General features: G+C 59.4%; 15 protein-coding genes and 1 pseudogene. 8 read left to right on the top strand and 8 right to left on the bottom strand.

Annotated features, from left to right (window positions below; translation table 11 throughout):
• Positions 1-34: 34 nt before the first annotated feature.
• Positions 35-2,125 carry a putative bifunctional diguanylate cyclase/phosphodiesterase gene (locus V6F78_RS06050; protein ID WP_332726827.1) on the bottom strand — a complete coding sequence of 697 codons (2,091 nt, stop codon included), beginning with the start codon at positions 2,123-2,125 and terminating at the stop codon, positions 35-37.
• Between the two features lie 145 nt (positions 2,126-2,270).
• Positions 2,271-3,167: a LysR family transcriptional regulator gene (locus V6F78_RS06055; RefSeq protein ID WP_047280800.1), complete on the bottom strand. Its 897-nt coding sequence runs from the start codon at positions 3,165-3,167 to the stop codon at positions 2,271-2,273.
• Positions 3,168-3,377: 210 nt separating this feature from the next.
• Here V6F78_RS06055 and V6F78_RS06060 point away from each other — a divergent pair, with 210 nt between their 5' ends.
• From V6F78_RS06060 to V6F78_RS06085, 6 genes are all read left to right on the top strand, one after another.
• Entirely contained in the window at positions 3,378-4,913 is a 1,536-nt protein-coding gene (locus V6F78_RS06060; RefSeq protein WP_314400762.1) for an MFS transporter, read from the top strand.
• Positions 4,914-5,050: 137 nt separating this feature from the next.
• Positions 5,051-5,734: a response regulator transcription factor gene (locus V6F78_RS06065; RefSeq protein WP_047276418.1), complete on the top strand. Its 684-nt coding sequence runs from the start codon at positions 5,051-5,053 to the stop codon at positions 5,732-5,734.
• Positions 5,712-7,106: a sensor histidine kinase gene (locus tag V6F78_RS06070; RefSeq protein ID WP_332726828.1), complete on the top strand. Its 1,395-nt coding sequence runs from the start codon at positions 5,712-5,714 to the stop codon at positions 7,104-7,106. The genes V6F78_RS06065 and V6F78_RS06070 overlap by 23 nt, the downstream gene beginning before the upstream one ends.
• Before the next feature lie 281 nt (positions 7,107-7,387).
• Positions 7,388-8,194 carry an ABC transporter substrate-binding protein gene (locus tag V6F78_RS06075; protein WP_047294341.1) on the top strand — a complete coding sequence of 269 codons (807 nt, stop codon included), beginning with the start codon at positions 7,388-7,390 and terminating at the stop codon, positions 8,192-8,194.
• Positions 8,195-8,271: 77 nt separating this feature from the next.
• Positions 8,272-9,000, top strand: a complete 729-nt coding sequence (locus V6F78_RS06080) for an amino acid ABC transporter permease (protein ID WP_047276392.1) — start codon at positions 8,272-8,274, stop codon at positions 8,998-9,000.
• Positions 9,001-9,003: 3 nt separating this feature from the next.
• Positions 9,004-9,699: an amino acid ABC transporter permease gene (locus V6F78_RS06085; protein ID WP_095008669.1), complete on the top strand. Its 696-nt coding sequence runs from the start codon at positions 9,004-9,006 to the stop codon at positions 9,697-9,699.
• Positions 9,700-9,773: 74 nt separating this feature from the next.
• On the opposite strand, the gene V6F78_RS06090 is transcribed toward V6F78_RS06085, so the two are convergent.
• The 6 genes and pseudogenes from V6F78_RS06090 to V6F78_RS06115 form a co-directional block, all read right to left on the bottom strand.
• On the bottom strand, positions 9,774-10,997 hold the full coding sequence (locus V6F78_RS06090) for an RHS repeat-associated core domain-containing protein (RefSeq protein ID WP_332726849.1): 1,224 nt from the start codon (positions 10,995-10,997) through the stop codon (positions 9,774-9,776).
• 337 nt (positions 10,998-11,334) lie between these two features.
• A pseudogene (locus tag V6F78_RS06095) lies at positions 11,335-11,418 on the bottom strand (transposase); the annotation flags it as partial.
• Positions 11,419-11,918: 500 nt separating this feature from the next.
• Positions 11,919-12,254 (bottom strand): DUF3325 domain-containing protein, encoded by a 336-nt coding sequence (locus tag V6F78_RS06100; RefSeq protein ID WP_047294356.1) that lies wholly within the window; start codon positions 12,252-12,254, stop codon positions 11,919-11,921.
• Between the two features lies 1 nt (position 12,255).
• Positions 12,256-13,794, bottom strand: coding sequence for a PepSY-associated TM helix domain-containing protein (locus tag V6F78_RS06105; RefSeq protein WP_094991140.1), 1,539 nt, complete (start codon positions 13,792-13,794; stop codon positions 12,256-12,258).
• On the bottom strand, positions 13,791-14,081 hold the full coding sequence (locus tag V6F78_RS06110) for a hypothetical protein (RefSeq protein ID WP_047275640.1): 291 nt from the start codon (positions 14,079-14,081) through the stop codon (positions 13,791-13,793). Before V6F78_RS06110 ends, V6F78_RS06105 begins: the two co-directional genes overlap by 4 nt.
• Positions 14,082-14,219: 138 nt before the next feature.
• Complete coding sequence (locus V6F78_RS06115) at positions 14,220-16,478, bottom strand: FepA family TonB-dependent siderophore receptor (RefSeq protein ID WP_094991139.1); 2,259 nt, start codon at positions 16,476-16,478, stop codon at positions 14,220-14,222.
• A gap of 357 nt (positions 16,479-16,835) precedes the next feature.
• Here V6F78_RS06115 and V6F78_RS06120 point away from each other — a divergent pair, with 357 nt between their 5' ends.
• Positions 16,836-17,177, top strand: coding sequence for an FKBP-type peptidyl-prolyl cis-trans isomerase (locus V6F78_RS06120; RefSeq protein WP_094991138.1), 342 nt, complete (start codon positions 16,836-16,838; stop codon positions 17,175-17,177).
• 38 nt (positions 17,178-17,215) lie between these two features.
• Positions 17,216-18,331: a DUF1615 domain-containing protein gene (locus V6F78_RS06125; protein WP_371264294.1), complete on the top strand. Its 1,116-nt coding sequence runs from the start codon at positions 17,216-17,218 to the stop codon at positions 18,329-18,331.
• The last annotated feature ends 2 nt before the right edge of the window (positions 18,332-18,333 follow it).

The raw sequence follows: 18,333 nt of genomic DNA on the forward strand, positions 1-18,333 counted from the left end.
CCTGCGGCCAGAATAACCGGGCGTTACGCCTTTGTCAGTTCGCGGCGTCAGGAGCCGCGCAGGTTTGCTGAACGCGGTGGATGTCGGACATGAACTGTTGCGCAGGCTTGGGGTGCCCCAACAGGTAGCCCTGCAACGCATCGCAACCCAGCGTGGTCAGGAAACTTTGCTGGGTGTCGGTCTCCACCCCCTCGGCCACGATCCGCAAGCCTAATGCCTGACCCAACGCCACAATGGCCGACACAATGGCCGCATCATCACTGTCGTGTTCCAGGTCGCGGACAAACCCGCGGTCGATCTTGAGCTCGTTGGCGGGCAAGCGTTTGAGGTACATCAGGCTTGAATAGCCGGTGCCGAAATCGTCGATGGACAGGTCGACGCCCATCAGGGACAGCTGCTGCAACACCGTCATGCTGGCATCGGCGTCGTTCATGGCCGTGGTTTCGGTGATTTCCAGGGTCAGGCTATTAGCCGGTAATTGATGTCGGGCCAACGCACAGGCCACGCTGTCGACCAGCCCCTTGTGACAAAACTGCAACGCCGAAAGATTCACCGCCACCCGCCAGTGGCTGTAACCCTGGTCGAACCACACCCGCATCTGGCGACAGGCTTCGTTGAGCACCCACTCACCGATAGGGATGATCAGACCGGTTTTTTCCGCCACGTCGATAAACGCATCCGGCATCAACAACCCTTGCTGCGGATGCTCCCAGCGCAACAGCGCCTCGGCTCCGATCGGCTGACCGGTGCTGGCATCCATCTTGGGCTGATAATGCAAACTGAACTGCTGCTGCGCCAGCGCCTGACGCAAGTCCTGGAGCAATTGCAATTGCTTGCGGGCATTGGTGTTCATCGACACCTCGAAAAAACTGTAGCCGTTCTTGCCTGCACCTTTGGCGTGGTACATCGCCGCGTCGGCGTTCATGAGCAACTCTTCAGCCGTCACGCCATTACCGGGGTACAGCGCAATGCCGATGCTTGCGGAAATTTGCAGTTGATGCTCATCCACCTGAAACGAGCGCGACAGCAGGCTGACCTGCCGCGCAGCCACCTGCGGCGCGTCATTGGCCTCGGTCAGTCGCACCAGCATGACGAACTCGTCGCCACCTATGCGCGCCAGCGTGTCCTGACCCCGCAACTCTTGACGCATACGCAGCGCCACTTCGCGCAGCAAGCGATCGCCCAAGTGATGACCAAAGGCATCGTTGACGGGTTTGAAGCCATCCAGGTCGATGAACATCAACGAAAAACAACCGCCCTGTTCCGCCACTTTGCGCTGGGCCTGCCCGATGCGGTCGGCCAGCAGGATGCGATTGGGCAAGCCGGTCAAGTTGTCGTGCAAGGCCAGTTGGGTCAGCTCTTCATTGGCCAGGGTCAGGGACTGCGCCAACGCGGCGGTCCGGGCGTCCAGTCGGGCATCAAAGATCGAGGTCAGCAGCGCGATGGTCATCACCGCCAGGCTTGCCACCAGCACCAGATTGTCCAACCCTTTGGCGCTCAGCCCGTTCAGGGCTGCGCCGCAAAAACTGCCCTCAGGGAAGCTCGCCGCCGCCATGCCGGTGAAATGCATGCCAACAATAGCCAGCCCCATGACCACTGCGGCCCCGGCCCGGGCCAGACGCACATAGGGCGTTTGTTGACGCAAACGGAACGCTATTATCAGGGCGGCCGCCGACGCCGCCACGGCGATCACCAGCGATAAACCAAATAACGCAGGGTCGTAGTCGATCCCCGGCTGCATGCGCAACGCCGCCATGCCGCTGTAGTGCATGGCGCTGATGCCCGCGCCCATGATCAGGGCGCCATAGAGCAGTTGCAGCGCCGGCAGCCGCGGTTGACTGACCAGCCACAAGGCAAACCCCGATGAAAGAATCGCCACCAGCAACGACCACAGTGTCAGCCCGAGGTCGTAGCCCAGCTCAATGGGCAAAGACAGCGCGAGCATGCCGATAAAATGCATCGACCACACACCAAACCCCATCGCCAGCGCACCGCCCCCCATCCATAGGTAAGCGGCACGGCCGCGCGCCGTGGCGATGCGACCGCTGAGGTCAAGGGCGGTGTAGGAAGCAAGAATGGCCACACATAAAGAAATCAGAACCAACGCGGGGGAGTAACTTGCCAAAACATGGACCTTCTGCAGAGCGCTAGCCGAACGGCATCCATGCACCGTGAAAAGTGCGCGATTGTACTGATTCCACGGGCAAACGCACGTACAGACATAGGCTAAATGCCAGCATCTGACGAGCTGGCACCGTCCCCCCTTCCGATCAGTCGCGAGGAGCCATTTCGTGAAGCCGGAAATCACACTTGGCATGCTCGATATAACGCGCCACCGCAGCCGATTTTTCAAAGCGCCGGTGGATCAGCGACAACCACGACATAACCTCACAGCCCTCGATCGGGCGATAGACCACGCCGGGCAAGTGGATGTGCCCGACCACCGAGGCAGGCACCACCGCCACCCCCTGCCCCAGCGACACCAGCGCGATCACCGCCACCAACCCGCCGGGTTGCGGGCCGAGCCTGGGGGCGAAACCGCCTTGACGGGCGACCTGCAACGTCCCGCTGATTTGCTCGGGCAACACAAACGTTTCGTTTTGCAGATGTTCGGGGCTGATGACCTTTAAACGTGCCAGCCATGCGTCTGCCGCCAGCGCCAGGACAAAACCTTCCGCATTCAGGCGAACCGCCTCCACCCCGTCGGGCAACGCCATGGGCGAGCGCACGTAGCCAATATCGAAGCGGCCTTCAGCCACCATCGTTGGCAAATTCGCCATCGGCGCTTCGCGGACCGAAATGCTGACCTCGGCCGATTCGCGGCAAAAGCCCTGTACTTGGCGCTGTAAAACCCCGGAATAGACTGCCGACGCGACATACCCCAACTCGATATGCCCGGTCTCGCCGCGACCAGCCCGCTGTGCGTGGCGCCCGGCCCGTTCGAACTGACTGACGGTGGCTTGCGCCTCGGGCAATAACGCCTCGCCGGCCTGGGTCAGGCTCACCTGACGTTGCTCGCGCACAAACAGACGCACCCCCAGCTCGGCTTCCAGATCCTGCACTTGCCGACTCAGGGTGGGCGGCGCAATGCCCAGCACCTCGGCCGCTCGGGTGAAATTGCGTTGCTGCGCAACCGCCAGAAAATAGCGGAAATGACGTATGTCCATGGATGCATTAGCTCATAGGTAATGAAGTCTCGGCCGACGCCTAACCGACCCGCCCCGGCACAGCGTTACCCTGTGCCGACCGTCACACTAGAGAGCCGCTTCTATGTTCGTCAAATCAAGACCTGCCGTGCCGCTCAGTCACTTCGCGCAGCCGCTCGTCTGCTGCATTGCCTCTCAGGCAATCCTGCGGTTGCCTCGGGAGCCCAGACCATGAAGCCTGTCAGCCCGCGCCTGACCCTGCTGACCGCTTCCGGGGTGTGCTCCCTGATCGTGCTCGACACCAACATTGTGGCCGTCACCCTGCCGAGCATCGCGCAAGACCTGGGGGCCAACTTTGTCGACATCGAATGGGTGGTCAGCGCCTACATGCTGGCCTTCGCCGCGCTGTTGTTACCGGCCGGGAGCATCGCCGACCGCTATGGCCGCAAAAAGACCCTGCTTTGGGGCCTGTGCATTTTCATCCTCGCGTCCATCGGCTGCGGGGCCGCGCCGACCACCCTGCTGCTGGACATCGCCCGCGCCGTCAAAGGGGTCGGCGCCGCGCTGCTGCTGACCTCGGCACTGGCCTCGATCGGCCACGCGTTTCATGACGAGGCGGAACGCGCCAGGGCCTGGGCATTTTGGGGCGCGTGCATGGGGGTGGCCATGACGGCCGCGCCCACGTTGGGCGGCCTGATCACCGAATACCTGGGCTGGCGCTGGATTTTCTACCTCAACCTGCCGGTGGGTCTGCTGCTCATGGCGTTGGTCAACCACGCCATTGCCGAATCCCGGGACCCGCAATCCGCGCGGCTCGACCCGTGGGGCAGCCTGGTGTTCAGCGCCAGCCTGTTATGCCTGATATGGGGCTTGATCGAAGCCAACCGCATTGGCTGGAACAGCCCGCTGACCTATGCACGGATCGTGGGCGGGGTGCTGCTACTGGGGTTGTTTGTGTGGGTCGAGTCGCGGCAAAAGCGCCCGATGATCGACCTGCAACTGTTCCGCCACCCGCGCTTTATCGGCGCCCTGCTCGGCATGTTCGCCTACGCCGGTTGCGCACAGGTGATGATGACCCTGCTGCCGTTTTACCTGCAAAACGGGTTGGGGTTCAGCGCCGTACACGCGGGGCTGGGCATGTTGCCCTTTGCTGTCACCATGTTGATCGGCCCGCGCATCGGTGCCCGCCTGGCCAGCCGTTACAGCCCGGCCACGCTGATGGCGACGGGCCTGACACTGGTGGGCTGTGGCAACCTGCTCAGCGCCTGGGCCGTGGAGCACGGCGGCTATCTGAGTTTCGCCCTGACCACCGCCGTGACAGGCGCAGGCGCCGGTTTACTGAATGGCGACACGCAAAAAAACATCATGGCCTGCGTGCCGCGCGACCGTGTCGGCATGGCCTCGGGCATGAGCACCACCATGCGTTTCAGCGCCATTGTGCTGGCCATTGGCGTGCTCGGCGCGTTGCTCGGCAGTCACACCGAACAGCACCTCAATGCCAGCCTTGCAGCCGATGCCCCGCAATGGAAGGATCACACCCACGCCATCGCCTCACGGGTCGTGGCGGGAGACCTGCACGGCGCCGTGAGCGCGTTGCCGCTGTCAGTCCAACCCCGGATTCAGGCGCTGGCCACGCAGGCTTTTGTGAACGGGTTCAGCGTGGTGTTATGGGTCGCCGGGTGGCTGGGGTTACTGGGCGCACTGGTGGTGGGGACCTTGATGCGTCAGCCGATCCCGCCACTGGCGCTCGTCACCCGCCCGCTTTAGAGCCCTTGCACGGGGTCAGGCAGACGGAAAAAACCGCCCTGCCTGACGCCCCGCTGAACATGAAGAAATATTAAGAAACGTTTCAGCTTTTTGCGGGCAAAATGTGCCATCGCCATGACGGCTTATCAGGTGACGGTATGACCCGCATTTTGACCATTGAAGACGATGCCGTAACGGCGAAAGAAATCGTGGCTGAATTGAGCAGCCACGGGCTGGATGTCGACTGGGTGGACAATGGCCGCGAAGGCTTGGTACGCGCCGTCAGCGGCGACTACGACTTGATCACCCTCGACCGCATGCTCCCCGAACTGGACGGGCTGGCGATTGTCACCACCCTGCGCACCATCGGCGTCAGCACACCGATTTTGATGATCAGCGCCCTCTCCGATGTCGATGAACGCGTGCGCGGGTTGCGGGCCGGGGGCGACGACTACCTGACCAAACCCTTCGCCAGCGACGAAATGGCGGCCCGGGTTGAAGTCCTGCTGCGGCGCAAAAGCCCGGCCGACAAATACGAGACCTCGTTGCGCGTGGCCGATCTGGAACTCAACCTCATCACCCGTGAAGCCAGCCGCGCCGAGCACCCGCTGAGCCTGCTGCCCACCGAGTACAAGTTGCTGGAGTTCCTGATGCGCAACACCGGGCAGATCCTGTCGCGGATGATGATTTTTGAAGAGGTCTGGGGCTATCACTTTGACCCGGGCACCAACCTGATCGACGTGCACATCGGGCGTTTGCGCAAAAAGATCGACCCGCCGGGCCAGGTGCCCCTGATTCGCACCGTTCGAGGCTCGGGTTATGTCATTGCCGAACCCCTCTAAGGGCTGGCGTTCTTCCAGCAGCCGGTTGCTGGCGCTGTACAGTTTTTTGTTCGTGGCCTGGAGCTGCATCCTGATGGGGGTGCTGTATTACGAGGTGTCGGACTACCTTGGCAATCTGGCCAAGCATTCCTTGATGCAGCGCCAACATCTGTTTTCGCGTTTTCAGGGCGAACAACTGGACGAGGCGCTGGCCACCAGCCTGACGTTTGATTTGCGCACGGTGGATGCGTATGGACTGTTCGACGCGCAACACCGTTCCCTCAGCGGGCCGATCCAGGTCATCCCGGCCGACCTGTCCCTCGACGGCCAGATCCATGAGCTGAGCACCTGCGTCGACGCCGACGACCCCAACCTGCCGCAAGACAGCTGCGACGCCGTGGCCACGCAAACCCACGACGGCCGCTGGCTGGTCCTGGTGCGCGACAACGGTTCGCTGTTCGCGGTCACGCGGATCATTTTGCACGCCCTGTTTTGGGGGCTGTCGCTGACCATCATCCCCGGCATCGCGGGTTGGCACCTGCTACGACGTCGCCCCTTGCAGCGCATCCGGGCGATTCAGGCCAGCGCCGAAGCCATTGTCGCGGGGGATTTGACCTACCGCTTGCCGCTGTCCAATCGGCGTGACGAACTGGACATGCTCGCCGCCATCGTCAACGCCATGCTCGACCGCATCGAGCGGCTGATGCACGAAGTCAAAGGCGTGTGCGACAACATTGCCCACGACTTGCGCACCCCGCTGACCCGTTTGCGCGCGCAACTGTATCGCATCCAGCAGCAAGCGCCGGAAGGGTCGCCCGAGGCCCTGCAAATGGATCAAGTGATCGCTGAAACCGACACCTTGATGGCGCGTTTTCGCGGGTTGCTGCGCATTTCCGAGCTCGAAGACCACCAACGCCGCTCGGGCTTTGTGCAACTCGACCCGCAGCCACTGCTGCAAGAACTGTATGACTTTTACCTGCCGCTGGCCGAAGAAGGCCAAGTCACGCTGTTGCTGGACGCATCGCCCACCTTGCCGGGCCTGACCGGGGACCGCGCGCTGCTGTTTGAAGCACTGGCCAACCTGTTGAGCAACTCGATCAAATTCACCCCGCCCGGCGGTGAGGTGACACTGCGCGCCGTCAACGACGAAGGCTGCGTGCGCATTGACGTCCTCGACACCGGCCCGGGCATTCCCGAAGCCGAGCGCGAAGCTGTGTTCCAGCGGTTTTACCGCAGCGACGACAAATACGGCGGGTTCGGCCTTGGTCTGTCTATCGTCGCCGCCATCGTCAACCTGCACGGTTTCAGCCTCGAGGTGGACAACCGCCCCGGCGGCGGCGCAAAGCTGAGCCTGCACTGCCGCCAACGCCCGATCAGCGCTCAGCCCCGGTAACTGTCAGGCAGCATCAGTGTCGGTGGATGGATGGCGCACGTGCCCAGCAATGAGGGCTTCAAGCACGCCCACTTGACCCTGGTGTTTCTGGACCGGGATCTGCGTGGGGTTGGACAGTCTTTGCGCAGCCGCTTTTGACCTTGAGGCTCGCGCCTGAAGGTCAACTCTAAAACCATGCATATTCCTAAATAGAATATCCAAATCGTTTTATATTCTTTTTTAAAAGCTAAATTTCCTGCAAGACTCTCGTCATAACGATTCCAACTCATGATGAGAACGAAATGAAGAAAATCACTGCCCTCACCGCATTGACCCTGGCTGTTTTGTCAGGCTTGGCCCACGCCGATCGTCTGGACGACATCAAAAAATCCGGTGTGCTGCGCGTGGCGTCGTTCGACAGCAACCCGCCGTTCGGATTTGTGGATGCCAAGAGCAAGCAGATTGAAGGCCTGGACGTGGATTACGCCAAGGCCATCGCTGACAAATTGGGCGTGAAATTGCAGCTTCAGCCAACCAACCCGGCCAACCGCGTACCGCTGCTGGTGGCCAACAAGGTGGATCTGGTGCTGGCCAACTTCACCATCACCCCGGAGCGGGCCGAGCAGGTGAATTTCAGCATTCCGTATTTCTCGTCCGGTCAGCAATTCATCGTCAAAAAAGGCACACTCACCTCCCCTGAAGAGTTGAACAAATGGCGCGTGGGGGTCGACAAGGGCACGGTCAATGAAGGCGTGCTGCGCAAGAAATTCCCGGGTGCCAAGGTTGTTGCCTATGACGACACCCCGTTCGCATTCACCGCCCTGCGCAACGGCAACGTACAAGCCATCACCCAAGATGGGCCGAAACTGATCGGCTTGCTGGCCAATGTGCCGGACAAGGACAAGTACGAAGTGCCGCCGTTCACCATTTCCAACGACTTGATCGGGGTGGGCATTCCCAAAGGCGAAACGGCGCTGACCGAGGTGGTCAACCAAACGCTGGTCGAGCTGGAAAGCAAAGGTCAGGCGCAAACCATCTACGACGCCTGGTTTGGCCCGAACACGAAAACCCCGCTGGCCCGTCTCTACAAGATTGGTGACAAGCGCTAAGCCCTCCCCCCTGCATCATCGTTCAACCCGTCACGGTCAACCGGACGGGTTTGTTTGTTTCTGGATGGACGCTGTTTATGTTCGGTGAACTGCTTGCCCCGCACTACCTGCACTGGCTGCTGGATGGCTTTGTGCTCACGCTGATCCTGTCACTGCTCACTTGTCTGTTCGCCACGGGCCTCGGTTTTTTGCTGTGCCTGGCACGCTTGTCGTCTTCGCGTCTGTGGTCGTGGCCTGCCCGCGCCTATCTTTCACTGTTTCGCAACACGCCTCTGCTGGTGCAACTGTTTTTCTGGTACTTCGGCGTCACTGCGATGCTGCCCGAAGGGTGGGTGATGTGGCTTAACCAGCCACGCAGCCTGTCGTTAGGCTTCTTTGAGCTGCAATGGCCATCGTTTGAATTCATTGCCGGGTTCTGGGGATTGATGCTCTACACCGCGGCCTTTATCTGTGAAGAGTTTCGCGCCGGGGTCAGCTCGGTGCGCATCGAGCAACGGGCCGCCGGGCTTGCGCTCGGGTTCACCACCGCGCAGGTGTGGCGTTACATCGTATTTCCACAAGCGATTCGCACCGCACTGGGCCCGTTGCTGGGGCAATACATGAACGCCTTGAAAAACTCGTCGCTGACCATGGCCATCGGATTGGCCGAGTTGTCCTACGCGTCACGTCAGGTTGAAACCGAAACCTTCAAGACGTTTCAGGCCTTCGGCTTCGCCACCCTCTTGTATGTGGCCAGCATTGCGCTGATCGAAGTGATTGGCCAATGGATGGCCCGCAGCAAGTGGTACAAGCAGGGAGTGGTCTGAGCCATGGATTTTTCAGTGATTGGCGACAACCTGTCGTATTTCCTGCTCGGGGCTTATCCCGACGGGCCGCTGGGCGGCGCCGCACTCACGTTGGTGTTGAGTGTGTTGTCCGGTGTGATTTCCGCACTGTTGGGGCTGTTGCTCGGGGTCGCGCTGGTGATGATGCGCGGGTGGGGCCGCTGGGTGTTACTGGCCGTACTGGGGTTTCTGCGTGCCATTCCCGTGGTAATGCTGATTTTCTGGAGCTACTTTCTGCTGCCCGTCCTGTTCAAGGTGGACGTGCCTGCGCTGGCGACCGTGGTGTGTGCGCTGTCGTTGATCGGCGGCGCCTATCTGGCGCATTCGGTGCATGCCGGTATCAGCAGTTTGCCGCCCGGACAATGGGCGGCGGGCAAGGCGCTGGGCCTGAGCAGTTGGCAGGTGCTGCGCTTGATTATCTTGCCGCAAGCCCTGCCGATGATGCTGCCGTCCTTTCTTAACCAATGGATCTCGCTGATCAAGGACACCTCGTTGGCGTATGTGATCGGCGTGGGGGAACTGTCATTTGTGGCCACTCAGGTCAGCAATCGGGTGATGGTCCACCCGACTGAGATTTTCCTGTTTATCGCCTTGGTCTACTTCGTGCTGTGCAGCAGCCTGGACTGGCTGGCGCAGCGCTGGGTCAAGCCCGCCATTCGCTCGCACGCCACAGCGAAATAACGGGCCGTTGTCCACACTCACTCTTTAATGATCAGGCATCTTGCGCCCCTCTCAACTGAAATGAGCGGGGCGCATCAGCCATTTCTGATGTGCATGACCCGACTCTCTACACCGTCTAAAAAACTATCTAGCGGTAGTTTTTGGTCTGCTTCTGCTGAGCAGCCCCGAGGAAAAATAGTTTCCAGCCCTGATTGCCAATTATTCAGATAACTCAAGCCGGACTGAAAATCATCACTGTTCCAGATTTCCACGGCTTTATCGTAGTGTTTATGGCCTGACTTCACGGCTGTGAAGCCATATCGAATGTAATCAATATCATCTTTAACGTTGGAAACAGTTTGAAGTCGCGCATGAAGTTTTCTCAGGTTTTTAGCACCTCCATTGGCGCGCAGTAATGAACTGGCATTTGACATCGGCCTTAACGCCGTTGGGACTTTGGCTCCCGACCTGGTTGATTGTGCAGCGGCCGCGTTTGCGACACGGTTAATCGTTTTTTCCAGCGCTTTACTGAGACCTTTGTTAGCGAGTTTACCGAAGGCCCAATTGCCCCCTGAAACCATTCCAAACGCAACACTTGCGTAGGCGAACACTTGGGTCACTGTGGAATCAGGCGCCAACTCGTCCAGCACAGCCGACGTGATCGAGATCGCCGTTGAAACGACGTCATAGACCAGGCTGATAATGGACGTTAATGAAAGCGCGACAGTGGGGGCAGCCGCGCCAAATGTAAAGACAGTCAACGCTAAGGTCGCGACTGACAAACCAATCGCTACCCCCATTCTCACGCCTTGGTAAGCGGTGATATGCCCCGTTGGGTCACGGTAATTAATCGGATCTCCCAAACAATACGCATAAGGGTTGAGCCCGCCCCCGTCAAACACACTCAAACTGTCCGGGGAGTGAAAGCGCATGAGCAGCGGGTTATAAGCACGGTACCCATTACCCAGTAAATAGCACCCGGTATACGGATCGGGTAATTCACCGTTAAAACCCAACAATGAACTCATGCCATCATCAAGGGGCCGACCGCCATACGGCGTATAGGCAACACGCGCTTGCCCTTTCCTGGAAGTGGCCTGGATCACGCTGCCTTGACTGTCAGTACTCAGCAACACACATTCGGTATCGTTTTTTTGGGCCAGCGCGTGAGCCCCATAACGGATGTAACTGCGACGGTGTTCCCCTTCAAGCTCATTAATCAAAGAACCGTCATGATAAAAAAACGCCTTGGTCACCCCTTCTGCCGATGTGCTGCTTTGCAATGTATCCGAGGGCGTATAGCGATATTCAACCAGCATGGAGGAGTCGGATGCGCCGTCGACTGCAACCCCATATAAACACCCCAGCTCATCATAGATAAATACGCGACCCCGCTCGTCAGTCCGTTGATTACCATCGGCATCGTATTCAAATTGAATGCGTTGTGGGCTGTAGTCTGGATGGCTGTGCGTCACCGAACTTAACTGCGTACGGTCAACATAATCGTAGTGAAACGTGGTGATATTTTCACCGCCAATAAAGTGCGTTGTCAGGGTAAGAATATTATCCAGCTCGTCATGTTCATAAAACTGGGAAACTATGATTTTCCCCCACGCATCCACCGGTGCTTGAGGTCCGCTGCACGCATACCGATTCAATATCTGCAACAGAATATCCGCGCTCGATGACTTGCCTGACGGCTTCTGCCTTGAATTCCGGGGTAAATCGTTGGGTGCTCATAGACTTCCTCCTATGCTCAAAGCATAGGCTGGAGATGTCTACGGTGCCGGGGGCAGTCCAGGCGGGGTTATTAAACTCCTGCTCAAACTCTGCGTCCATTCTAATTCCTGCGCTTTCCTAGAGGTTTAGGGTATTGGTGCAACCCCCCAATGAACGTTAAGCGCCGTGAAGTCGCTAAATACCAGGAGGGCTGAAAACCAGTCTAGGGCACAAATAACAGCTATAAATTGCCGCCCTACAAACCTCATTTTAAAAGCAGAACGCAACCGCACTCCGTCAAGTAGCGTTACTCGCTTGAGCAGCTAGAAATAACGGAGACACGTGTAGTTACTTTCTTATTAAATTGAAAATGGAAATATGCACTCAGAAAAAAACAGAATCCCCTCTGTTACAGAATAAGTCCTGACGAACAACCGATTAATACTACAGCCGATTGATCTTATCTCGGCCTCGCCTTTTGTATTAACTCCCTCACAGGGCTGTGGGGGAGTTAATGAGACTTACGCCAGTACCCGAATCAGCACCCACAGCGGGACACATACAAACGCCAGCCACACCGCCAGACGCGGTCGATAAGGCAATAGCATCAATAAGCCAAATCCGCTCAGTGACAGCATGCCGAACCAGCCGATGGGGCCCATCGCCCAGCCCCAGGCACGCCCACAGAAGTAAAAGCTCAGGGCCAGGCTAAACCAACCCGCCCCGCGTAGCAGCCGCCGCAGATGTGCAGACGGGACTGTTTGCCACACCTGTTTGTAATGGCGCTCCAATCCCTGACACAAGCCGAGCATGCCGATATACGCCAGCGCGAAGCCCGCAAAAAAGTGAGCCACCATCTCAGTTCACCTCGGCCATGGATGCGGGCTTTTTGCGTGGCGCCCGCTCGACCGCCGGTTGCGCGATTTTCCAGCCTGTCCAGAGCAACAACGCCCCAATCACCATGGCCACCCCTTCAACCCCCAGACGACTGGGCAATGCCCACGGCGAGTTGACGGTAAGCAGACTCAACAATGGCAACGTCAGGCACATCGTGCCCGCCAGACCCAATTGCTCGCGCCAAGCCTGCATGCGCGGGCGGAATAAGGCATGCCCCAGGCTCAGGGCCCAGACGCCAAAGAACACATTCAGTTCACCCGCCGCGCGGGCGGCCATGTCCACCGGCAGCAGGCGATTGGCCCACAGCAGGCTGATGCACGCCAGGCTCAAGCCCGCCATGACGGTCACGTTGAGTGCTTCGACCCCGCGGTAAAGCACTTGGGCCACCCGGCTTTCACTGGCGTATTTGCGTCGACGCTTGACGGTAAAGAGCACCAGGCCGCTGGCGATCATGGCACTGCTGATCAACCCGCAGATGAAGTACAACCAGCGCATCGGATAGCCGCCGAACTGGGCGAAATGCATCCCGGAAATAACCCGGTGGGTCAACACACTGGGGCGCATCTCGGTGGGCCCGGACAGTTGCTCGCCGGTGACGCCGTCAAAACGCATGCCCTGCCCTTTGGCCAGTGCAATCCGGTTGCCCAGCAACGGTCGGATCATGATCTCGGCGTTGCGCTGACCGGGGTTGGAAATACTCACCCCGCCTAGCGGCCCCATGACCTCGCGCGCCTGCTTCAAGAGCGGCCCCAGCGCTATCAATGGAGCGGGTTCTACGGTGCCCGGACGCTGCACTGCAACGGCCGCGGGCGCCGGATTCTGCGCCTTGAAAAACGCCTCACGATTGCCGTCGAACAACGCGTTCATGGCCGCTGGCATGTAAATCACCAGGAATATCGCCAGCCCGCTGTAGGTAATCATCAAGTGAAACGGCAGCAGCAACACGGCGCTGGCATTGTGCGCATCCAGCCATGAGCGCTGCCCTTTGGCGGGGCGGAAGGTGAAGAATTCCTTGAAGAACTTTTTGTGGATCACGATGCCGCTGACCAACGCCGCGAGCATGCCCATGGCCATGGCACCCACCAGGTAAATGCCAAACATGCCAGGCATGTGCAAGGTGAAATGAAAGAAGAAAAAGAACATGCCGCCTGCGGTGTCGCGCACGGGTATGACCTCACCCGTGTTCGGGTCGAGGGTCACTGACACCCCGTCGCGGCGCCCGCCGGTGGAGGCTTGCAAGGCTGGAGTGCGCTCGCCGGGCAGGCTGATGCCCCACTGTTTGGCATCGGCTTTGTGTTCACGCAAATAGTCCAGCGCACGCTCGGCGGCCTGTTCGTCGCTCACGTGATGGGCAGGCAGTTCGGGTTGCATCCAGTTGTCGATTTCCTGATCGAACACCGCGAGGCTGCCGGTCAGGAAAATCACGAACAACAGCCAGCCGACGATCAGGCCGCCCCAGGTGTGCAACCACGCCATCGATTGGGTCAAGGTCTGTTTCATGTCAGTCGCTCCATCCACTGCGGCCAAAAACCGATGGCCGCCAAAGGCAGCGCCAGCACCGCCCCCATCCACGCCGACCATTGATGGCGGGCAGCAAAGGCCCAGAGGATGGCGAAGGTGTAGATCACAAAAGACAGCAGACTGGCGACGATCAGGGCGTCCACGTTGTCCAGCGGTAACAGACGCGCTAGGGCCGCGGTAAAGGCATAGGTGAAAGCATAACCGCCCACCCAGGCCGCCAGTGTTCGAGACAGAATCGGCACCCAGGCCGTTGATGCGAATTTCATAGCGTTCAATCCTTCATTCAGCGCCAGCCACGGTTTTGCCAGTGCCAGATGCAACAACGGCGCGGCGCCCGTCGAGACGGGTGTCGCGCCTATAAAGAGCGGCATTGCCCGTAGGGCAATGCACGGTCAGTCAGGTCATCAGAACGAGGTGGTCACCGAAGCGAAGTAGGCGCGGCCCGCTTCGTTATAAGTTTGTGCGCCCGCTTCGTCCGAGTTGCCTTTGCGGTACAGCTGCTTGTCGAACAGGTTGTTGATGCCGAGTCGCACGCTGAGGTTTTTGTTGAACTCATACCCGCCGCTCAGGCCCACCAGACCGTAGGGATCGACGGATTGCTGCACCGACTTGTCGAGTTCTTCGTTGGCCCGGTTATTACGTTTTGGCGCTTCTTGCTTGCCGTAGTAAGTCCCGCTGACCTGGAACGACAGTTTCTCGGTGGCGTACCAGTCCAGGGTCGTGTTGACCGTGTACTTGGGGATGATGCTCAACGGATCGCCGGTTTCCTTGTCTTTGCTCTCGATCATGTAGGTCAGGTTGGTGTTCCAGTCCAGATCGTCACGCAGGGTCACGAACAGGTTGCCTTCGATCCCCTGCACGATGGCTTTACCGCTGTTATCCCATTGGTAAACACGTCGGCCGTTGGGCAAGCGGTAGGCAGCTTCGTTACTGGCGTTGATCTTGTTCTGATAGTCGTTGCGGAAATACGTACCGCTGGTACGCCAGGTGCCTTTATCAAACGCCAGACCAATCTCTTTGTTGACGCTGATTTCGGGCTTGAGGTCCGGGTTACCGACCAGGTAGCAACCGCCGATGTTCACTTCAACCGAGCTGCAACCCGCGCCGCGGCTGTACAGCAGGTAGTTGGGGTTGGACTGGTAAAGGTTCGGGGTTTTGTAGGCCCGGGCGATGCCGCCCTTGACGCTCAACTCATCGGTGATTTGATGCGATGCGTTCAGGCTCGGGCTCCAGTTGCCACCAAACTCGTTGTGATGATCGAAACGCACCCCCGGCGTGATGATGGTTTTGGCACCTGCCTCGATGTTGTCTTCCACATAAAACGCGTAACTGTTGGCCGTGGACTTGGTTTGCGTGCGGTCCTGCCCCTCAATGCCCGGTGTACCGTCCGAACCCGGGTCCCAGCTTTGAGGGCGCAACGAACCCGGGTCATTCAGGGATTCGTATAAGTACTCGCCGCCCAGTGTCAGCACTTGCTCGGTGAATGCGCTCAGCGGCAGGTTGACTTCGCCGGTGGCGCGGGTGTTGCGCAAGCGCGATTCGAAGCGGCCCGCGCTTTCAGACGGGGCCCCTTCGCCGTAACCGGCCAGGCCTTCGTTCAGGCGGGCGTTGCGGGTCAGGTCGTGGCTCAGCGACGCTTTGGTCGAGCCCCAGTCGAACGAACCATTGTGGGTCGCCGAGAAGGTGCTGCGTTGCAGAACGCTGGTTTCCTTGCCGGTCAGGCTGTTTACGAAATCGCCGCCGCTGTTGAGCATGGTGTCGCCGGCAAAGATGTTGCCCTGGCGGCTGTAACTGGCTTCAAGGTCCAGCGATTGTTCCGGGGTGAACTGCCAGCTGAGCAAGCCGTTGATGTCTTTGTTGCGCACGCCTTCGCGACCTGCCACAACGCTGTCCGGTGATGCCTGCGCGGCGGTATTGATGCCCGCATCGTCAGCGTCGGTTTTGTTCGCACCGCCGTAGACGCGAAACACCAGGTCGTCAGTGATCGGGCCGCTGAGGTTGAAGTTGGTGCGTTTGCTGATGCCTTCGGCGTCGTCTTCCGGCGCCAGGTAGTAGGCGGTCAACGAACCTTTGAGTGTGTCGGTCGGGCGCTTGGTGATGATGTTCACCACCCCGCCCATGGCCCCCGAGCCATAACGTGCGGCGGCCGGGCCGCGCAGGATTTCGATGCGTTCGACTTCTTCGGCGGGCACCCAGTTGGTTTCTCCCCGGGTGTCGCGGTCGCCGCTCCAGCCATACCGCACGGCATTGCGTGAGGCCGAGGGCTTGCCGTCGATCAGGATCAAGGTGTTCTCAGGGCCCATGCCACGCAGGTCGATCTGGCGGTTGTTGCCACGGCTGCCGCTGGTGCTGTTGCCGGTCAGGTTGACCCCTGGTTCGCGCCGCATGATCTCTGACAAGTCGTTGGCCGGTGGGCGTTTCTTGATGTCTTCGGCGGTGATGATCGATACCCCCGGTGCCTGCTTCAGCTCTTGCGCGGCGGTGCCCAGAACGCGGGTTTCTTCAAGTTCCAGCGCTTGCAGGGTGCCGTCGACCGGCAGGTCCGTCCCTTGGACGGGAACCTCGTCACGCTCGCGTTCCAGCGCATCGGCCAGCAACGTCGGTGAGGCCAGTGCAGCAATGAAAGCGAGCGAAATCTGACTGCGTTTGAATCGAGACGACATGTCCAGTTGATCCCTTAACAATGGAGTGTGCTCAGCAGGCGCACGACGTGATGCGCCTCCGCGAGGCTCCGAAGGACCCTGCAACGATTGCGCGCCATGGCACTGCAAGGGCCGCAATAATAATCACTCTCAAATGAGAGTAAAGCGCAAAGGACAATAATCCTCATTATCCGGTTCCATATTCCACGTGCTTTCCAGCCTTTTCTTTCAAGAAAAAGATTGCCAAACACCGGTAACCCTGAGAAAAACAGCGCCCTTACGCCGCACTCCAGCCCCCTTCGCAAATTTGTTACTTATTGTGTATTTGACTGGCTTTTTAGAAAAAACACCGTCCCGAACACAGCATGAGAACCTCCAATGACCCCCGAACTGCTCATCACTGACCTGCTCATCGGCGACGGCAAGACCGCCGTCAAAGGCGCGCTGATTACCACGCACTACACCGGCTGGCTGGAAGACGGCACGGTGTTTGATTCTTCCCACGAACGCGGCAAGCCGTTCCAATGCGTGATCGGCACTGGCCGGGTGATCAAGGGTTGGGATATCGGCCTGATGGGGATGCAGGTCGGTGGCAAACGCAAGCTGCAGGTGCCGGCGCATCTGGCCTATGGTGAAAGAAGCATGGGCGCTCACATCACGTCGAACTCTGACCTCACCTTTGAGATCGAACTGCTGCAAGTGCTGACGCGAGACGATTGACGCGCGCCAGTGGACTTTGATGATTTTCCGGGAGTTGCCTGTCAGTGAACCGTTTCAGCCTGCTTGTTTTTACGTGTGTGTCCTTGGCCGTGCTCAGTGGTTGCAGCAGCCGGGACACCCGCAGTGGCCCGGTACTGACGCCTGAGCAAACCCGGGCGCGGATCGTGCAACTGTTGCCGTCCACGGTTGCCGACCGTCAGGGCTGGGCCGCCGATATTCAGGTCGCCTTTGTCGCGCAGGATCTGTCCCCTTCCGATGAGCATTTATGCTCGGTACTGGCGGTCACCGAGCAGGAGTCCACCTTTCGGGCCGACCCGCCCGTGCCGGGGTTGGCGAAGATTGCCCGCACCGAAATCAACCGTCGCGCCGGCAAGCTGCATATTCCGGAGTTTTTGGTACGCAGCGCGTTGAACATCACCTCGCCCACCGGCAAAACCTACAACCAGCGTCTCGACGCGGCCCGCACCGAGGGCCAGTTAAGCGCCATTTTCGATGACTTTATCGGCATGGTGCCCTTGGGCAGCACGCTGTTTGGCAGCCTCAACCCGGTCCACACGGGCGGCCCGATGCAAGTGAGCATCGCCTTTGCCGAGCAGCGCGCGAAGCAATACCCGTACCCGGTGGCGCATTCAATCCGCCAAGAAGTGTTTACCCGACGCGGGGGCATGTATTTCGGCATCGCCCATTTGCTGGGCTACCCGGCGGATTACCCACAGTCGCTGTACCGCTTCGCTGACTTCAATGCAGGCTGGTATGCCAGCCGCAATGCCGCTTTTCAGAATGCCGTGAGCCAGGTGTCGGGCATCCCGCTGGCACTGGATGGCGACCTGACGATTCCCGGTTCCTACGCCATAGGGTCTACCGAACGTGCCGTACGGGCACTGGGCAAGTCACTGGACATGAATGACAACGCTATTCGGCGTCAGTTGGAAAAAGGCGAAAGCCTGGCCTTCGATGAGACCGACCTCTACCGCAAGGTGTTCGCGCTGGCAGATCGCCAACAAGGCAAGCCGCTGCCGCGTGCCGTGCTGCCAGGCATCACACTCAAAAGTCCAAAGATCACCCGCAATTTGACCACCGCCTGGTTTGCCCAACGGGTGGATGAGCGGCGTCAACGCTGCATGAATCGCGCGGGTGCGGCGCCCATCCAATAGCG

Origin of the sequence: Pseudomonas sp. ESBL9, assembly GCF_036668715.1 — a bacterium.
Classification (GTDB): domain Bacteria; phylum Pseudomonadota; class Gammaproteobacteria; order Pseudomonadales; family Pseudomonadaceae; genus Aquipseudomonas; species Aquipseudomonas lundensis.

What these genes read in the sequence shown, in the direction of transcription:
- V6F78_RS06055 (WP_047280800.1), bottom strand. Translation starts at nt 3,167, where the DNA reads ATGGACATACGTCATTTCCGCTATTTTCTGGCGGTTGCGCAGCAACGC.
- V6F78_RS06060 (WP_314400762.1), top strand. Translation starts at nt 3,378, where the DNA reads ATGAAGCCTGTCAGCCCGCGCCTGACCCTGCTGACCGCTTCCGGGGTG.
- V6F78_RS06065 (WP_047276418.1), top strand. Translation starts at nt 5,051, where the DNA reads ATGACCCGCATTTTGACCATTGAAGACGATGCCGTAACGGCGAAAGAA.
- V6F78_RS06070 (WP_332726828.1), top strand. Translation starts at nt 5,712, where the DNA reads ATGTCATTGCCGAACCCCTCTAAGGGCTGGCGTTCTTCCAGCAGCCGG.
- V6F78_RS06075 (WP_047294341.1), top strand. Translation starts at nt 7,388, where the DNA reads ATGAAGAAAATCACTGCCCTCACCGCATTGACCCTGGCTGTTTTGTCA.
- V6F78_RS06080 (WP_047276392.1), top strand. Translation starts at nt 8,272, where the DNA reads ATGTTCGGTGAACTGCTTGCCCCGCACTACCTGCACTGGCTGCTGGAT.
- V6F78_RS06085 (WP_095008669.1), top strand. Translation starts at nt 9,004, where the DNA reads ATGGATTTTTCAGTGATTGGCGACAACCTGTCGTATTTCCTGCTCGGG.
- V6F78_RS06090 (WP_332726849.1), bottom strand. Translation starts at nt 10,997, where the DNA reads ATGCTGGTTGAATATCGCTATACGCCCTCGGATACATTGCAAAGCAGC.
- V6F78_RS06100 (WP_047294356.1), bottom strand. Translation starts at nt 12,254, where the DNA reads ATGGTGGCTCACTTTTTTGCGGGCTTCGCGCTGGCGTATATCGGCATG.
- V6F78_RS06105 (WP_094991140.1), bottom strand. Translation starts at nt 13,794, where the DNA reads ATGAAACAGACCTTGACCCAATCGATGGCGTGGTTGCACACCTGGGGC.
- V6F78_RS06110 (WP_047275640.1), bottom strand. Translation starts at nt 14,081, where the DNA reads ATGAAATTCGCATCAACGGCCTGGGTGCCGATTCTGTCTCGAACACTG.
- V6F78_RS06115 (WP_094991139.1), bottom strand. Translation starts at nt 16,478, where the DNA reads ATGTCGTCTCGATTCAAACGCAGTCAGATTTCGCTCGCTTTCATTGCT.
- V6F78_RS06120 (WP_094991138.1), top strand. Translation starts at nt 16,836, where the DNA reads ATGACCCCCGAACTGCTCATCACTGACCTGCTCATCGGCGACGGCAAG.